The 16,208-nt window shown below is 68.0% G+C and carries 13 protein-coding genes and 1 tRNA gene; 9 read left to right on the plus strand and 5 right to left on the minus strand.

Annotation, left to right across the window (positions count from 1 at the left end; translation table 11 throughout):
- The first annotated feature begins 24 nt into the window (after positions 1–24).
- Together AC3ZI9_RS05040 and AC3ZI9_RS05045 are read left to right on the plus strand one after the other, a co-directional pair.
- Complete coding sequence (locus AC3ZI9_RS05040; protein ID WP_444554255.1) at positions 25–1,404, plus strand: NAD(P)/FAD-dependent oxidoreductase; 1,380 nt, start codon at positions 25–27, stop codon at positions 1,402–1,404.
- Between the two features lie 114 nt (positions 1,405–1,518).
- Positions 1,519–1,592 (plus strand) — tRNA-Leu (locus AC3ZI9_RS05045).
- A 28-nt stretch (positions 1,593–1,620) separates the two neighbouring features.
- Here the strand turns inward: AC3ZI9_RS05045 and AC3ZI9_RS05050 are convergent.
- The gene (locus AC3ZI9_RS05050; protein ID WP_489923918.1) at positions 1,621–2,625 is read right to left on the minus strand and encodes a carboxylate-amine ligase; all 1,005 of its coding nucleotides are present in this window, start codon (positions 2,623–2,625) and stop codon (positions 1,621–1,623) included.
- Between the two features lie 220 nt (positions 2,626–2,845).
- On the opposite strand from AC3ZI9_RS05050, the gene AC3ZI9_RS05055 reads away from it, so the two are divergent.
- From AC3ZI9_RS05055 to AC3ZI9_RS05065, 3 genes are read left to right on the plus strand one after another with little or no spacing between them, the layout of a single operon-like run.
- Positions 2,846–4,009, plus strand: coding sequence for a GuaB3 family IMP dehydrogenase-related protein (locus AC3ZI9_RS05055; protein ID WP_489923919.1), 1,164 nt, complete (start codon positions 2,846–2,848; stop codon positions 4,007–4,009).
- Position 4,010: 1 nt separating this feature from the next.
- On the plus strand, positions 4,011–5,780 hold the full coding sequence (locus AC3ZI9_RS05060) for a glycerol-3-phosphate dehydrogenase/oxidase (RefSeq protein ID WP_444554252.1): 1,770 nt from the start codon (positions 4,011–4,013) through the stop codon (positions 5,778–5,780).
- On the plus strand, positions 5,749–6,249 hold the full coding sequence (locus tag AC3ZI9_RS05065; RefSeq protein ID WP_489923920.1) for a PTS sugar transporter subunit IIA: 501 nt from the start codon (positions 5,749–5,751) through the stop codon (positions 6,247–6,249). Before AC3ZI9_RS05060 ends, AC3ZI9_RS05065 begins: the two co-directional genes overlap by 32 nt.
- Positions 6,250–6,284: 35 nt before the next feature.
- On the opposite strand, the gene AC3ZI9_RS05070 is transcribed toward AC3ZI9_RS05065, so the two are convergent.
- From AC3ZI9_RS05070 to AC3ZI9_RS05080, 3 genes are read right to left on the minus strand one after another with little or no spacing between them, the layout of a single operon-like run.
- Positions 6,285–6,905, minus strand: coding sequence for a hypothetical protein (locus tag AC3ZI9_RS05070; protein WP_489923921.1), 621 nt, complete (start codon positions 6,903–6,905; stop codon positions 6,285–6,287).
- Positions 6,889–7,242 (minus strand): hypothetical protein, encoded by a 354-nt coding sequence (locus AC3ZI9_RS05075; RefSeq protein ID WP_489923922.1) that lies wholly within the window; start codon positions 7,240–7,242, stop codon positions 6,889–6,891. The genes AC3ZI9_RS05070 and AC3ZI9_RS05075 overlap by 17 nt, the downstream gene beginning before the upstream one ends.
- Positions 7,239–8,378 (minus strand): serine hydrolase domain-containing protein, encoded by a 1,140-nt coding sequence (locus AC3ZI9_RS05080; RefSeq protein WP_489923923.1) that lies wholly within the window; start codon positions 8,376–8,378, stop codon positions 7,239–7,241. Before AC3ZI9_RS05080 ends, AC3ZI9_RS05075 begins: the two co-directional genes overlap by 4 nt.
- 118 nt (positions 8,379–8,496) lie before the next feature.
- Between AC3ZI9_RS05080 and AC3ZI9_RS05085 the strand changes: the two genes are divergently transcribed.
- The 4 genes from AC3ZI9_RS05085 (at position 8,497) to AC3ZI9_RS05100 (ending at position 15,498) form a co-directional block, all read left to right on the plus strand.
- Positions 8,497–9,306: an SURF1 family protein gene (locus AC3ZI9_RS05085; RefSeq protein WP_444554247.1), complete on the plus strand. Its 810-nt coding sequence runs from the start codon at positions 8,497–8,499 to the stop codon at positions 9,304–9,306.
- The gene (locus tag AC3ZI9_RS05090; protein ID WP_444554246.1) at positions 9,303–9,707 is read left to right on the plus strand and encodes a DUF3817 domain-containing protein; all 405 of its coding nucleotides are present in this window, start codon (positions 9,303–9,305) and stop codon (positions 9,705–9,707) included. Before AC3ZI9_RS05085 ends, AC3ZI9_RS05090 begins: the two co-directional genes overlap by 4 nt.
- A 63-nt stretch (positions 9,708–9,770) precedes the next feature.
- Positions 9,771–11,357, plus strand: a complete 1,587-nt coding sequence (gene guaA / locus AC3ZI9_RS05095) for a glutamine-hydrolyzing GMP synthase (RefSeq protein WP_489923924.1) — start codon at positions 9,771–9,773, stop codon at positions 11,355–11,357.
- A 223-nt stretch (positions 11,358–11,580) separates the two neighbouring features.
- Positions 11,581–15,498, plus strand: coding sequence for a DNA helicase (locus AC3ZI9_RS05100; RefSeq protein ID WP_489923925.1), 3,918 nt, complete (start codon positions 11,581–11,583; stop codon positions 15,496–15,498).
- Here AC3ZI9_RS05100 and cpaB read toward each other — a convergent pair.
- Positions 15,495–16,181: a Flp pilus assembly protein CpaB gene (cpaB, locus tag AC3ZI9_RS05105; RefSeq protein ID WP_444554243.1), complete on the minus strand. Its 687-nt coding sequence runs from the start codon at positions 16,179–16,181 to the stop codon at positions 15,495–15,497. The two genes, AC3ZI9_RS05100 and cpaB, sit on opposite strands and share 4 nt — an antisense overlap.
- Between the last annotated feature and the right edge of the window lie 27 nt (positions 16,182–16,208).

A 16,208-nucleotide genomic window follows, 5' to 3' on the forward strand; every position in this document is an offset into this window, starting at 1 on the left:
GGTTGATGGCGTTAGTATGGGCTCATGGCAAACACTCCTGAACTTTCCGATCGCCCACGCATCCTCGTCGTTGGCGGTGGATACGTCGGCTTGTACGTCGCAATGAAGCTGCAGAACAAGGTCAAGGCCCATGGCGGCGTCGTCACGGTCGTTGATCCGCTGCCCTACATGACCTACCAGCCGTTCCTTCCCGAGGTCGCCGGTGGCAAGATCGAGCCCCGCCACGTGACCGTCTCCCACCGCACGCACCTGGACAACGCGGAACTGATCACCGGCCGCGTCAGCGCCGTTGACCACGCCAACCGCAAGGCCGTCGTCGTCCCGACCGACGGGGAGCCCTTCGAACTGGGCTACACCGACGTCGTCATGGCCGCCGGCTCCATCACCAAGACCTTCCCGATCCCCGGCCTGGCCGACGAGGGCATCGGACTGAAGTCCATCGAAGAGGCCGTCGCCCTGCGCAACAAGGTCCTCGAGCGTGTCGAGACCGCGTCGATGATGAGCGATCCGGCAGCCCGCCGTCGCGCCCTGACGTTCGTGGTGGTCGGTGGCGGCTTCGCCGGCATCGAGACCATCACCGAACTCGAGGACCTGGTGCGCGCCGCCGTCGCCAAGACCAGCCGCGTCGAGCAGGACGAGATCCGCTTCGTGATGGTCGAGGCCATGGGCCGCATCATGCCCGAGGTCACCGAGGAACAGGCCGTCTGGGTCGTGGAGCACATGCGCTCGCGCGGCATCGAGGTCCTGCTGAACACGTCGCTGGGCAAGGCCGAAAACGGCACGCTCGAGCTGACGAACATGCCGGAGAAGACCCCCGGCGAGACCTTCGAGACCGACACCCTGGTCTGGACCGCGGGCGTGCAGGCCAACCCGATGGTCCACTCCACCGATTTCCCGATCGAGCCGCGCGGCCGCGTCCGCGTTGGAACCGATCTGCGCATCACCGGCGACGACGGCCCCATCGAGGGCGCCTGGGCCGCCGGCGATGTCGCTGCCGTCCCGGATGTCACCGGCGGCCTGCCCGACGGCACCTGCGTGCCCAACGCCCAGCACGCCGTCCGCCAGGCCAAGCTGCTGGCCTCGAACATCTACGCCACCCGCTACGGCGTGGGCCAGGTGGGCGAGTACGAGCACAAGAACATGGGTGCCGTCGCCGGATTCGGCACCGGCAAGGGCGTCGCCAAGGTCCTCGGCCTGCAGCTCAAGGGCGTGCCGGCCTGGGTCGCCCACCGCGGCTACCACGGCATGGCCATGCCGACGTTCGAGCGCAAGTTCCGCGTGGCCGGCGACTGGTTCGCCAACCTGCTGTTCAAGCGCGACATCACCCAGATCGCCGATCTTCAGACCCCGCGCCGCGGGTTCGTCGAGGCAGCCACCCCGAAGCCCAAGGCCGCAGCCAAGTAGTCTTCGGCACCGCCGGAACCCGGCATCCCACGGCGCCGCGTCCCCCGAATCCCGGGAAGGACGCGGCGCCGTGTGGCGTCCGGGGGCCGACGCTCTTGTAGGATCTAGCTGCGGGCCCCCATAGCCCAATCGGTAGAGGCGGGAGACTTAAAATCTCTGTGTTGTCGGTTCGAGTCCGACTGGGGGTACTACTGCCGGAGCCGGCGGTTCACCGGCTCACCACGTCGTTTCCCTGAGCAGTTCGGCTCCGGCGAATTCGACCACCCGGGCGATTCCCCCGTGCTCGAAGGCCACGCGCTGGCGGGCGGCGCCGTTCCCGGAATCCAGGAGTTCCCGCAAACCCGCCGACACATAGGCGGCATCGCCGAATCCGATCAGATGGTCCTCGACCGTGTCGAACATCAGATGGGCCAGTGCCGAGGGCGAGGACCGTTCGCAACTGGGGAGCCCGACCAGATCCCCCTCCACGCCGTGGCGGGCGGCATGCCAGGTGGCGGCGTCGGACTCTTCGGGAGTGATGCCATCGGGAGTGGGGGACCGGTGCAGTGCCTCCACGGCCAGCGAGCGGACCAGCAGGGCGAAAAGCACTGATTCCCCGGCGGTCAGCTGCATGTCGATGGCGCGGACCTCCAGGCTCCCGCGCAAGGGGGAAAGCCGTGCTCCCCATCCGACGTGGTCCTGGGTGTCGATGCCCGGACTCTCCAGCAGCCGGTCGACGCGTTCGGTGTAGTCGCGGGCGCCGAAGAAGTGCGGAGGGATGCCGTGGACGGGCAAGGTCCGGTTGCGTAGCGTCCTCCAGCTGGCGTATCCGGTGTCGGCGGTGTTCCAAAGCGGCGAGTTGGCGCCCAGGGCCATGAGGACGGGCATCCAACGACGCAGGTGGTTCATGACCTGGACCCCTTCTTCGGGAGTCGGAACCGGAAGATGGATCCGCAGGGCACCCCCTTCCCGACCGGTCGAGGGGGCGCAGGGGTCCGCCGCGGGGGACAGCGCGGGAACCAGACCGAACCCCGTGGCGATCGCACCGCCGTCGGCCGCCAGCGCCCCCAGCGCCCGGCGATCCTCCAACAACGCCTCCAGCGCCTCGGCGCCGGTCCGGAAGATGAATGAATCCGGCTCCGCCTCGTCGGCCTCGCTGCGGGTTCCCGGATCACCGGTCTCGACGCGTCGGCCCGTGGCCGGGTCCACGCACAGGAGATCCTCCTCGATGCCGAACTTCATATCTCCTCCTGGCTGGTGTCCGCCCCGAAGAGGGACGAACCGGTGCGCCGTGCCGGCGCAGGGTTGGGCGAAGGCCCCCGCTGCAGCCGAGCGTAGCTGTGGACGCCGTGGCTGTCACCCCTCCTCGGGCCGGCGGGGCGCCGAGGCCGCCATCGGCCGACGAAGGGGGCCCAAGTCACGAAGCCCGGCCCGTGCGTGGCGGCGCTGATAGGCTAAGCCGGTGACTTATGAGATTGAGATCGGCCGGGGAAAACGAGGCGTCCGCGCCTACTCGCTGGATGACGTCGCCGTCGTCCCCACCCGCCGCACGCGTGACCCGCAGGACGTGTCAGTGAACTGGCAGATCGACGCCTACCAGTTCAGCAGCCCCATCATCGGTGCCCCGATGGACTCGGTCATGAGTCCGGCCACGGCGATCGCCCTGGGCAGGTTCGGTGGCCTCGGGGTCCTGAACCTCGAGGGGCTGTGGACCCGATACGAGGACCCGGAGCCGGTGCTGGCGGAGATCGCCTCGCTGGAGTCCAAAGTCGAGGACGACAGGACCCTGGGCGAACACGTCAACCCGGCGGTGACGGCCCGGCTGCAGGAGCTCTACCAGGCGCCGATCCAGGCCGAGCTGATCACCTCGCGGCTCGCGGAAATCCGCGACGCAGGGGTCACGGTGGCCGGCTCCCTGACCCCGCAACGCACGCAGGAGTACTACCGGACGGTGATCGACGCCGGGGTGGACATCTTCGTGATCCGCGGTACCACCGTCTCCGCCGAACACGTGTCGCAGAACCAGGAACCGCTGAACCTCAAGCAGTTCATCTACGAGCTCGACGTTCCCGTCATCGTCGGCGGCGCCGCCGGATACACCCCGGCCCTGCACCTGATGCGTACCGGCGCCGCCGGCGTCCTGGTCGGATTCGGCGGGGGTGCCACCGCCACGACCCGTCGCGCCCTGGGCATCCACGCCCCCATGGCCACCGCGATCTCCGATGTGGCCGCCGCCCGCCGCGACTACCTCGACGAATCCGGGGGACGTTACGTCCACGTCATCGCCGATGGCGGACTGGGCACCAGCGGAGACATCGTCAAGGCCATTGCCATGGGGGCCGACGCCGTCATGCTCGGCAGTGCCCTGGCCCGGGCCCAAGAGGCCCCGGGACGCGGCTGGCACTGGGGTGTCGAAGCCCACCACGACAACAGCCCCCGGGGCGACCGGGTCCGCGTGGGAACCGTGGGTCCGCTGGAGGAGGTCCTGCTCGGCCCCTCGCGCCACACCAACGGCACCTCGAACCTGATCGGCGCCTTGCGCCGGGCCATGGCCACCACCGGTTATTCGGATCTGAAGGAGTTCCAACGCGTTGACGTCGTCGTCTCCCCGTACGAAGCTGGGTAGCATGACACCACCGATGAAGCACCGCGAACCGGGATCCACGTCAACCAGGGGAGTGCTCGACCCGACCTTCCGCACCGCCTCGCTCGAGACGATGCGGGCGACCACGGAGGGGCCCGAGGCCGAACTGGACCTGCTGATCATCGGTGGGGGAGTCGTCGGTGCCGGATCCGCCCTCGACGCGGCCACCCGGGGGCTGAAGGTCGGCATCGTCGAAGCCCGTGACTGGGCGGCCGGGACGTCCTCGCGATCCTCCAAGCTCATTCACGGCGGGTTGCGCTATCTGGAGATGCTGGACTTCGCGCTGGTGCGCGAGGCCCTGCAGGAACGTGGACTGCTCATCGACCGGATCGCACCACACCTGGTCCGGCCGGTCCCGTTCCTGTATCCACTGACCAAGCGCTTCATCGAACGCCCCTACGTCGGGGCGGGAATCGCCCTCTATGACGGGATGTCGCTGGCCTCAGGACATAGCCGCGGGGTGCCCTTCCACCGGCACCTGAGCCGGAAGGCGACATTGCGCAGCGCACCGAGCCTCAAGGACGAGGCCTTCGTCGGTTCGATCCGCTATTACGATGCCCAGGTCGACGACGCACGGCTGGTCATGGATCTGGTCCGCACGGCAGCGAACTACGGCGCCGTGGCGGCCAACCGGGTCAAGGTCGTGGATTTCGTCCGCGAGGCCGGACGCGTGGTCGGGGCCCGGCTCGCGGATCAGGAAAGCGGTGAGGAGTTCACCGTCCGGGCCAAGCAGATCGTGAATGCCACCGGCGTCTGGACCGACGAAACCCAGGACCTGGTGACCGATCGGGGACAACTGCGGGTCAAGGCCTCCAAGGGCGTGCACCTGGTGGTGCCCCGCGACCGCTTCCAGTCGACGGTCGGGCTGATCCTGCGCACCGAGAAATCGGTGTTGTTCGTCATCCCCTGGGGACGGCATTGGATCATCGGGACCACTGATACCGCCTGGACGTTGGACAAGGCACATCCCGCGGCCTCCAGTGAGGACATCGACTACATCCTGGATCATGTGAACAAGGTGCTCAAGCGTCCATTGACCCGCGAGGACGTCGAAGGGGTCTATGCGGGGCTGCGCCCGCTGCTGGCCGGGGAATCCGATTCCACGGCCAAGCTCTCCCGTGAACACGTCGTGACCCACCCCGTCCCGGGGCTGGTGGTCGTCGCCGGCGGCAAATACACCACCTACCGGGTCATGGCCCGCGATGCCATCGACGAGGCGGTGCGTTCGATGGACCTGAACGCCCCGACCTCCTGCACCGAAACGATCCCTTTGCTGGGGGCGGAGGGCTTCCAGGCGGGCTGGAACAGCCGCCACCGCATGGCCAAATCCTCGGGGCTGCACGTCTCCCGGGTCGAACACCTGCTGGGCCGCTACGGTTCGCTGGCCCGCGATGTGCTGGCCCTGGCCACCGCCGACCCGGATCTGGCCCGCCCGCTGCCCGGCGCGGACGACTACCTGGCCGCCGAAGTCGTCTACGCGACCACCCATGAAGGGGCACGACACGTCGAGGACGTGTTGACCCGCCGAACCCGCGTCTCCATTGAATCGTGGGACCGGGGAGTGGCGGCGGCCCCGGTCGTCGCCGGGATCATGGCCCCGCTGCTGGGGTGGAGCCAGGCGCAGTGCGATCGCGAAGTCGCGTTCTACGAAGCCCGCGTGGCTGCCGAACGCGCCAGCCAGGAGCAGCCCGACGACGAGTCCGCCGATGAAACACGACTGAATGTTGAAGATATTGTCCCCGTCCGCGACTGAACAGAACGATGAACTCACGACCCCTGAACTGGTCGTCCTGGAAATGGAGGCGGCCGACCGGCAGGAGGCCGTCCGGCTGTTGGCCGGAAGACTGTTCGAAGCCGGTCGGATCGATGACCTGGAAGGCTTCGTCGGCGAGGTCAATTCGCGCGAACACCAACTAGCCACCGGGCTGCCCGGCGGGATCGGCATGCCCCATGCCCGGACCGCACACGCCGACCGGGTCTCCATTGCCGTGGGGATCACGGCGTTCGGACACTCCTTGGATTTCGGGTCGGTCGACGGCCCGGCCACGGTCGTGCTGCTCCTGGCGACCCCCGCCGGAAGCTATTCGGTGCATCTGCAGGTCCTGGCCACCCTGGCCCGCAGTCTGGTCAAGCCGTCCTTCCGTGAATCCCTGCGCCGAGCCTACGACGCCGAGGTCATTGCCGATCTGATCAATTCCACGGTCGACTTCACCGACGTCTAGTCGATCCGGTGCCGGCCGGCACCTGCCGGGCCGGGTCAGCCGGCCGGCGGGGTGAACCCCGGGTCGGTGATCAGCAGACCGGCGACCTTGCCCGAACGGTCCACGGCGACCCGGCCATCGAGCAGACCGTCGGCAAAGACCAGCGAACAGTGCACGAAGCGGGTGGAGCCGTTGCGCCGCACCGTGGCTGCGGTCAGCCGATCGAAGGGGCCGAGGGATCCGATGGCATCGGCCCACAGCGCCGTGACGGTGGACGGGGGGACCTGGGCCAGCATGCGTGGGGTGAATTCCGCGCCGATCCGTTCAAGGCCGCCTGAATCGATGGCCGCGAATAGCCTCCGGACCTGGTCGAGGAGCGCGTGGTCCTCGCGCCGCCGTTCGTCGTCGGCCGGGTTGCCCACGGCGAACCGCTGGTAGGCGGCCTGCCGGGAGATTCCCAACTGGTTGCCGATGTCCTGCCAGCTCAGACCGGCATCATGGGCCCGGGATGCCGCGGCGGTCAGGAGATCATCGGCCAGGTACTTCAACTCCTCGGCCTGCCGCAGGGCGGTCACGGCCCCGTCCGCTTCGAGGGGGTCCGCGAGCCGGCCGGCCAGTTCGACCGCACGGCGGGCCCGTGCCGTCGTCTCGGCCGGGGCGTTAGCGAAGGAGTCCATATAAGACCACTACCAGAACCACGCTCTCGATCACGAGCGACACGACGGTGCGGATCCGCCGGTCCGCCGGGCCCGACCGGACCAGGGTCGGCCAGCGGGCGCTGAGGGCAACGGCACCCACGCCGACGGCGACCGCGGTGGGACACCAGGTCCACGAGGGGACGATGTCGGCCCGGAGGGCCACCATTCCCAAGGCGGCAAGGGCCGTCATGGACATCAACTGGGAGATGCGGTTCAGCGCCGGTTCAGCCGTCCTCGTGCGCAACATCCGAAAGCACCAGGGGGCCGTGAAGGCCAGCAGGATGACAGGAACCGCGTAGGCGATGAAGGTGTTCAACGGCTGCCTCCGTCCAGGAGATCGAGTCCTGCTTCGTCGACGCCGCGGGCTGTAGCGGAGAGCACGACGACGGCACGCTCTCCGTCGGGCAGCAGGCCCAGATACGAGGCGAATCCGCCGGTCATCCCGTTATGCCAGACGACTTCTCCACTAGCGGGGGAGTCGACTGGTTCCGCGGTGGTCATCCAGGCCAATCCCACTTGCCCCCCGCTATCGTCCGCGGTCACCGGATTCAAGCTGTCGGTTCCCGGGGCGGTTCCATCCAGCACGGCCTGGGCCAGGAGGGACAGGTCTCCGGCGGTCGAGTGGATGGCCAGGGCCGGGGCGAAGCCCCCGGCGGGCCACGCGCCGGCCACGTGTCCCGTGGCCCGATGCCCTGTAGCACTGGCCGTGGCCAACCGTGGTGCCGTGCCCCGGTCCGCGGAGGCGGATGCGGCGTCCAGTGGTTCGACCCACGTGCGGTCCATTCCCAAGGGGCCGGTGATCCGTTCGGCGACCAGCGCCGGATAGCTGGTGCCCGTCACCCGGGCCAGGGCCTGCCCCAGCAGGGCCGCCCCGAAATTCGAGTAGGCGAATCCGGGATCGGCCTTCGGATGTGCGGTGCGCCCCAGCTCGATCACGTCATCGACCGACTGGGTATACGGGTTCGAGTTGGCGAATATCGAGGCGAGGGTCTTGGCGTAGAAGGGCACCGAGAGCGGCAAGCGCGGCAAACCCGAGGTGTGGGTGGCCAGTTGTTGAAGGGTGATGGCCCCCGACCCGTCTGCGGGGTAGCCGAGGATCTCGCCCAGCGTCGTGTCCGCGCTGACCTCCCCACGGTCGATGGCATCGGCGAGTAGCAGTCCGCCGAAGACCTTGCTGATGGAGCCGAGTTCGAAGGCCGTGTGCTCATCGGCGCCGCGTCCGGCGAAGTCGATCTTACCGTCCTCGATGACGGCGGCGGCGAAATTCCCGGCGGGAGCCTCGGGGCCGTGGCCGATCCGGGTTCCCAAATCCTGGTCCCCGGTCGGTGCCGCGGCGGGCAGGGCCCGTGGTGCGGCCACGAGGAGGACGGCGATGGTCACCGCGGCGATGACCCAGGGGATCCGGCGGTTCGTCGTCCGCGAGCGGTGATCGGTGGAAGGGGAGGAAAGCATGGCGTCAATATTTCCTTGACGCTGATTCAATGTCAATATCTTATTGACGTGATTTTTGGGTGATGGATACCGACGATGCATTCGCTCTTCTACAGAGAATCGAAGTACGGTTGGGTATGTGTTGAAGACTGCCCTGAAGCCCAAATGGATCCTCGCTCTGGTGGGGGCCCTTTTGTTGGCGAGCGGCTTCGTGCTGCTGAGCCAATGGCAGTTCTCCAGATCCCAGGATGCCCCGCCACCACCGGTATCCACCACCGAAACGGCGGTGCCGCTGACCGATCACTTCGAACCCGAAACAGTGATGTTCGAATCCGTGGCCGACCAGGTCGTCAGCGCCAAGGGGCACTTCCTGAAGGACAAGGAAGTCCTGGTCAGGGGGCGTGTCCAGGAGGGGGTCCAGGGATACTGGGTGGTTTCCGCCTTCGCCGTCGACGGCGCCCCGGGGCACAACACGATTCCGGTCGTCCGTGGCTGGCAGTCCGAATCCACGACCCCGCCGCGGCCGCCGGCCGGCGAGCTGGAAGTCACCGGGCGGCTGCTGCCCACCGAAGCTCCCGTCGATGAGAAACCCGATGACGATCCGTCCTTGCGCGCCCTTTCGGTCGCCCAACTCATCAACCTCTGGGACGTGCCCTCCTATAGCGGCTTCATCGTCGCCTCGGAGGTCACCGGGCCCGACGGGGCGGATGCCGGGGCCGCCTCCGTGGGACTGGACGAGGTCCACGTCGGACCCCAGCCCCAGGAACAGCCGCTGAACTGGCTGAACATCTTCTATGGCATCGAATGGGTCGTCTTCGCCGGCTTTGCCGTCTTCCTCTGGTGGCGTCTGGTGGCCGACGACTACCGCCGCCAACAAGAGGACATCGAAGACGCCCTGGCCGAAGCCCACACACCAACCATCCCCCCGAACCACGAGGACCAGCAGTGACCCAGCAACCCGCCCCAGCACCCCGCAAGCGCCGCTTCGCCGGAACCCCGGCACAAATCCGCACGGCAGCCACCTTCTACCGGGTGCTCGCCTACGCCACCGGCGTGATGCTGCTGCTGCTGTGCGTGGAGATGATCGCCAAATATGCCTTTTCCTTCGAGGCCTACCTCGGGTCGCTGAACCTGTCCACGACCGTGCTGATCGTGCATGGCTGGATGTACGTGGTCTACCTGCTGGCCGACTTCAACCTGTGGTCCAAGATGCGCTGGCCCTTCAGCAGGTTCATCACGATCGCCCTGGGCGGGGTGGTGCCGTTGCTCTCCTTCTACATGGAGAAGAAGGTCCATAAGGAGGTCGAGCGGGAGTTGCACGAACATCCCGAGGCCGCCAAACGGTACTGAGGCAAAACGCGGCGCCGACGGTGAAGGTGCGGCCGAAGCCCACTGGCGACTAAGCTGGAGCGCGTGAGCAACCCAGCACCCACCCCAGAGCACCAGCCGGTTCTGGTCGTCGACTACGGAGCCCAGTACGCGCAGCTGATCGCACGCCGCGTCCGTGAGGCCAACGTATATTCGGAGATCGTTCCGCACACCTATACGACCGAGCAGATCCTGGCCAGGAATCCCGCGGCCATCATCCTCTCCGGCGGACCCTCCAGCGTCTATGCCGACGGGGCCCCCAGCGTCGGCCCCGACCTGTTCGAGGCCGGTGTGCCGGTCCTGGGCATCTGCTATGGCTTCCAGGCGATGGCCAACGCCCTGGGCGGAACGGTCGCGCAGACCGGCCTGCGCGAATACGGGTCCACCGACGCCACCGCCACCGGGGTCTCCCGGTCGTTGCTGGCAGGGCTGCCTGAGGACCAGCAGGTCTGGATGAGCCACGGCGATTCCGTGCAGGAAGCGCCGGAAGGCTTCGATGTCCTGGCCTCCACCGAAGGAGCCCCCGTGGCGGCCTTCGCCCACGAGGACAAACGGCTCTTCGGCGTCCAATGGCACCCCGAGGTCAAGCATTCCTCCTACGGCCAGCGGGTCCTGGAGAACTTCCTGTTCAACGGTGCCGGACTGGAACCGAGCTGGAACACCGGGAACATCCTGGAGGAACAGGTCGCCCGCATCCGTGAGCAGGTCGGCACCGGCCGGGCCATCTGCGGACTATCCGGCGGCGTCGATTCGGCCGTCGCGGCGGCCCTGGTCCAGGAGGCCATCGGCGATCAGCTCACCTGTGTCTTCGTCAACCACGGCCTGCTGCGCGAAGGCGAAGCCGAACAGGTCGAACGCGATTTCGTGGCTGCCACCGGCGCCAAACTCCATGTCGCCGACGAACGCGAACGCTTCCTGAGCGCCTTGAAGGACGTCACCGACCCCGAAACCAAGCGCAAGATCATCGGCCGCGAATTCATCCGCGCGTTCGAAGCCTCCGAGGCGGCGATCATGTCCGAAGCCTCCGATACCGGCGAACCGGTGCGCTTCCTGGTCCAGGGCACCCTCTACCCCGACGTCGTCGAATCCGGGGGAGGCGAAGGCGCCGCGAACATCAAGAGCCACCACAACGTCGGTGGTCTGCCCGAGGATCTGCAGTTCGAACTGGTCGAGCCGTTGCGCGAACTGTTCAAGGACGAGGTCCGTGCCGTCGGAGCCCAATTGGGTCTGCCGGCCGAAATCGTGCAGCGTCAGCCGTTTCCCGGCCCGGGGCTTGGCATCCGCATCATCGGTTCGGTCGATGAGGAACGCCTGGAACTGCTGCGCAAGGCCGACGCCATCGCCCGCGCCGAGCTGACCAACGCCGGACTGGACCAGGAAGTCTGGCAGATGCCGGTCGTTCTGTTGGCCGACGTCCGGTCGGTGGGTGTCCAGGGTGACGGCCGCACCTACGGGCATCCGATCGTCCTGCGCCCGGTGTCCTCCGAGGACGCCATGACCGCCGACTGGTCACGGCTGCCCTACGATCTGCTGGCGCGGATCTCCAACCGCATCACCAACGAGGTCGATGGGGTCAACCGGGTGGTCCTGGATGTGACCAGCAAGCCCCCGGGAACCATCGAATGGGAGTAGGCCCGCGGTCCCCTCGGACCCTGGCCTGACACGGAGCGAGGGCCTGCGGCCCTCTCTTCGTCGTCCTGACCCGTCGTCGACGTGTTGCGATCAAGCGCCGAGGGGCCGGGGTCGCGTACCTTAAGTAGTGGCGTGCGCCGAGGATCGCGCACCGGCCGATCTCCATCACCCCGCGCCGGGCGGGTACTGAGGGGGGACCAAATGCAAGGAAGGTGGTGTTCCGGTGGTAGGGACGCAACAAGGCGAGGCAGCATTGACCGATTGGCTGGAGAAGCTCGGTCCGGGGGCGGGTACCGACACCCTGTTGCGCTTTGCCGGTTCGACGTCCAACTGCATCGACATCACCCACGCCCATCCCTCGGGGCTGGCCCAGTTCCTGGCCGGACGGAGGACCCGGCTGTCCATGTTGTTGCGCGACGTCGACGCCTATAACCAGGGTCGTCGCACCGCCCGGGCCCTGCGCGCGAAGATCCGCGAGTTGTCCGAGGACCGCGGCATCGACGTGGGCTACCTGGCCTCCGGCGTGGCGACCTGGCGGGCGGTACAGGACGGCCGTTCCGAACAGTTCAGCGCCCCGATCATGCTCGGGCGGATCTCGCTGACCCAGCGCGAAGGCCAGGAAGAGGACGAGGTCCAGCTGGCCGGCCGGGCGCAGGTGAATCCGGCGCTGGTCCGCTATTTCCAGGAGCAGCAAGGACTGGACATCGACGTGGAGGCCCTCGAGGGCGCCGCATACATGACCGCCCGTTTCGATCCCCGCCGCGCGCTGGACACGCTGCGCGAACAGGTGGCCTCCCTTCCCGGAACGGTCATCGAACACCGGCTCCTGGTTTCGACCTTCGCCGATCTGGCCGATCCCGCCGACCCCTCGCTCATCGATACCACCCATCCGGTCATCTCCCGCTTGCTGGCCGAGGACGCCGGCGAGGACGCCGGTGAGGACGTCGTCGTGGACGAGCCCGAGGTCACCGTCCTGAGCAGCGACGAACGCCACCCCGCGGATGAGGCCCTGGTCCTGGACGCGGATGCCAGCCAACAGGAGGTCCTGGACCTCGTCGACGCCGGGGAATCCGTCGTCGTCTCCAGCCCGCCCGGCACCGGACAGACCCAGACGGCCGTCAACGCCGCGGCCATCCTTGCCGGCCAGGGCAAACGCGTGCTCGTCGTGGCGGAACGCCGGGACACCTCCCGGAGCCTGACGGAAAAACTGGCCGAACTCGATCTGGCGTCGATGGCCCTGCGGTTGTCCCCGGAGGTCGGACCGGAGGAACTGCGTGATCAGTTGACCCAGGCCATCCTGCGCAACGAACGAGCCACCGAACCACAGCTGGGCCAGCTCCACCAACGCCTCACGGAGCACCGCCATGCCCTGCTGGACCACGTGAACTCGTTGCATGACGTGCGCAGCCGGTGGGGCTGCTCGCCCTACCAGGCCATGCAGGAACTGGCCCGCCTGACCTCCATGGAACCGGCGCCCGCCACCTCGGTGCGGCTCAAACGCTCCGTCCTGGACAGCATCAGCGACCGTGAGGAAACCGCGGTCCGCCTGCACCGGGCCGCCGAGGTCGGCAGCTTCACCGCCTCCACCGCCGCCAGCCCCTGGTACGGAGCCCGCCTGCGCAACCGGCGGGAGACCGACGACGCGCTGGAGATCGCCAGCTCGCTGGCCGAGGACCTGCCAGAACTGCACGCCCGGATGCTCAAGGTCGCCGAACATTCGGAGATCACCTTGGGGGAGACCTTCGTTGAATGGGGTGCCCAGCTGGACCTGCTGGTGGCCGTGCGCGGATCGCTGGATAAATTCGAGCCCGATATCTTCGACCGTTCGGTCGAGGACCTCATCAGTGCCACCGCCAGCTCCTCCTGGCGCCGTGAACGGGGCATCGAAATGAGTTCGATCACGCGTTCACGACTACGCCGGGTGGCCAAGGAATACGTGCGCCCCGGCGTGCACATCTCCGATCTGCACCACTCGATCATCGAGGTGCAGCAGCAGCGCGAACTGTGGAACAGCTATGCCACGAGCCAGCGCCACCCCAAGGTCCCCACCGGGCTGATCGAACTGAACAAGGCCTACCTCGATGCCGCCGGGCGGATCGCCCGGCTCGACGAATCCCTCGCCCCCGTGGACGCCGATGACGAGCTGCAGCATCTGCCCCTGGGTGACCTGGTGACCCGGCTGAAGGAGCTCGTCGACGACGAGAATGCCCTGCACGTGCTGCCCGAGAGGACCCTGGTCCTGGAACAGCTGCGCGAACAGGGACTCGGTGAACTGCTCGAGGACCTGGCCGAACGCGAAGTGGTCGCCGAGGAGGTGGCCGCCGAGCTGGACCTGGCCTGGTGGCAGTCCGCGCTGGAGGCGATGATCTCCGGTGACGAATACCTGGCGATGTCCGACGGCGCGAGCCTGCGCCGGCTCGAGGCCGAATACCGCCTCGCCGACAACGCCCACATCGCCTCGGGCGCCTCGCGGCTGCGCTGGCAGCTGGCCCAACGATGGAAGGCCGCCCTGGCTGACCACCGGGCCGCCTCCCGGGAACTCCGGGCCCTGCTCAAGAACGGCGAACCAACCCTGGAGGACGTCGCCGGCCTGGGCGTCGGCCTGGTCAACGCCCTGGTCCCCGTCTGGGTCGGCTCCCCGCTGCTGATCCCGGCCGTCGTCCCCGAGGACGTCGAATTCGATGCCGTGATCCTGCTCGACGCCGATGCCTTGTCGTTGCGTTCGGCGGTCGGCTCGATCAGCCGTTCCGGACAGGTCATCGCCTTCGGCGACGCCATGCTGGGCAAACCCCGCGGTTTCAATGTCTCGGTCGATCCGACCGCCTCGGCCCGGGCGCCCCACGAACCGGCCAGCACCTTCGAGGAACTCTCCACCGTGCTGCCGCTGCGGCGCCTGCGGACCGTCTATCGCGGAGTCGATGAGGGACTGACCGAAGCGTTGGGTCGCGCCTACTACTCGGGCTCGCTGCACCGGCTGCCGGCGGCCCGGGCCATGTCCGGCGGAACGCCTTCGTTGTCGGTGGATTATGTCCCGGACGGGACCGGGATGCCCGGTTCCGGCGGCGAATCCGTGGAGACGACCGTCGCCGAAGTCAACCGGATCGTGGATCTGGTCTTCAGCCACATCCGTCGCCGCCCGCACCGCTCCTTGGCCGTGATCGCCGCGAACCAACGTCATGCCGCCCGGATCGCCGAGGCGATTTCGCTCCAGCTGCCCAACCACCCCTGGGCCCAACCCTTCTTCAAGGAACGGGTGGAGGCCTTCCAGGTCTCCTCCGTCGAACGTGCCCACGGTCTGGTCCGCGATGCCGTGATCTTCTCGCTGGGCTACGGCCGGACCCCGCATGGCAAGAGCCTGCATGACTTCGGCGCGCTGTCCTCCGAACGCGGCGACGAACTTTTCGTGACCGGGGTGACCCGTTCGCGCGATCTGTTGCATCTGGTGAGTGCCGTGGCCCCGGAGGACATGGACATGGACCGGGTGACCGGCGGGGCACGCCAGTTCATCGAACTCGTCGGCCGCGTCCTCTCCGGCGAATCCGGGGTCTCCGGTGACGGGCATCCGCTGGAGGACCCGCTGGTGGCGGATCTGAAGGAACGGCTGGAAGCGGCAGGGGCCATCGTGAAGGAACGCTACCGTGGCGTGCTGGATCTGGCCGCCCAGGCAGCCGATACGAGCCAAGGCGCCGAACTGCCGTTGGCCGTCGTGTCCGACGGGACCGAGGAATACCGGAACATGACGGTGCGCGAACGCAGCCGGCTGCGCCCGCAACTGCTGGAGACCATGGGCTGGCGGTACATCCCGTTGTGGACGATCGACGTGTTCTCGGACCCGGCGAGCATCGCCTCGACCATGGCCCGCTCCCTGGGGCTGGACGATCCGGCAGCTACCGCACACGACCGGGAGGATGAGATGGAATCGCACGCACAGGACCACGACCGGACCGGCCAGGCGGAGAACCCCGCCGGCCGGCACGCCGCCGATCCGGGAGCCGGTGCTCCGGCGGACCGGACCGCGGGCCAGGGGAGCGAGCCGGTGCTTCCGACCCGTTCCGGCGACGACGACCCGCACGGTTGGGGCGATGGCGAAGGAAACCACGACCAGTGGTTGCGCGAACAGCGCCCGCCGCACTGGGGCTAGGAGGAACCGGGGCCGACGAGGACCAGGAAGATCCGTCCCCGGGCGGCGGCCCCCGCCAGAGCGGCCGAATCCTTTTGTGAGGCGGCAACGACCACCATGCCCGCCGATTCACCCGCATCCAACCAGGTGTCGGCGGCACCGGTGGGCACCCACAACACCGGGACCCCATGGGCGATCACTTCCGAATCAACGGCGCGCTCGTAGCCGTTGCCTTCGCTGAGGACGACGTCGACCAGCTGGCCGGGGGAGAGCAGCCCGATCGTCTCGGGATCACTGGGGCGAACCGGCACGGCGACCGTCCCGGAGGCCGTACCGGTCAACAGTCCGGGTCCGACCAGCATGGCCGAAGCCAGCGGTGACCCCGACGCCGCCGGAAAGGCCAGTTGTTCCCCGGTGACGGCTTCGACGTCGTCCAGGACACCAGGGGGCAGGGCCTCACGGGCCAGTTCGACGATCCGCACGGAGGTGGCGTCCAAGACGGCTCCCGAGGGCAGGTCCCGGGCCGCGACGACGACGGCGGAGGTCTCGGTGTGCTCCGGGGCCAGTGCCGATAGTGAAACGGCGACGGTCAACGCCGCCAAGGCGGCCACCAGCGGGCGGCGGTAGCGGGCCAGGACCTCACGCCAGGATCGTCGATATCCACTGGTCCGGCCGGACGCGGCACGACGCTCTCTGGTTCTCATGCCTCCAGTAGGCCCGGAGTCGGCCGT

Source organism: Arthrobacter sp. AOP36-F1-5, from assembly GCF_058137995.1.

What these genes read in the sequence shown, in the direction of transcription:
- cpaB (WP_444554243.1), bottom strand. Translation starts at nt 16,181, where the DNA reads ATGAGAACCAGAGAGCGTCGTGCCGCGTCCGGCCGGACCAGTGGATAT.
- AC3ZI9_RS05050 (WP_489923918.1), bottom strand. Translation starts at nt 2,625, where the DNA reads ATGAAGTTCGGCATCGAGGAGGATCTCCTGTGCGTGGACCCGGCCACG.
- AC3ZI9_RS05080 (WP_489923923.1), bottom strand. Translation starts at nt 8,378, where the DNA reads ATGCTTTCCTCCCCTTCCACCGATCACCGCTCGCGGACGACGAACCGC.
- AC3ZI9_RS05070 (WP_489923921.1), bottom strand. Translation starts at nt 6,905, where the DNA reads ATGGACTCCTTCGCTAACGCCCCGGCCGAGACGACGGCACGGGCCCGC.
- AC3ZI9_RS05040 (WP_444554255.1), top strand. Translation starts at nt 25, where the DNA reads ATGGCAAACACTCCTGAACTTTCCGATCGCCCACGCATCCTCGTCGTT.
- AC3ZI9_RS05065 (WP_489923920.1), top strand. Translation starts at nt 5,749, where the DNA reads ATGTTGAAGATATTGTCCCCGTCCGCGACTGAACAGAACGATGAACTC.
- AC3ZI9_RS05060 (WP_444554252.1), top strand. Translation starts at nt 4,011, where the DNA reads ATGACACCACCGATGAAGCACCGCGAACCGGGATCCACGTCAACCAGG.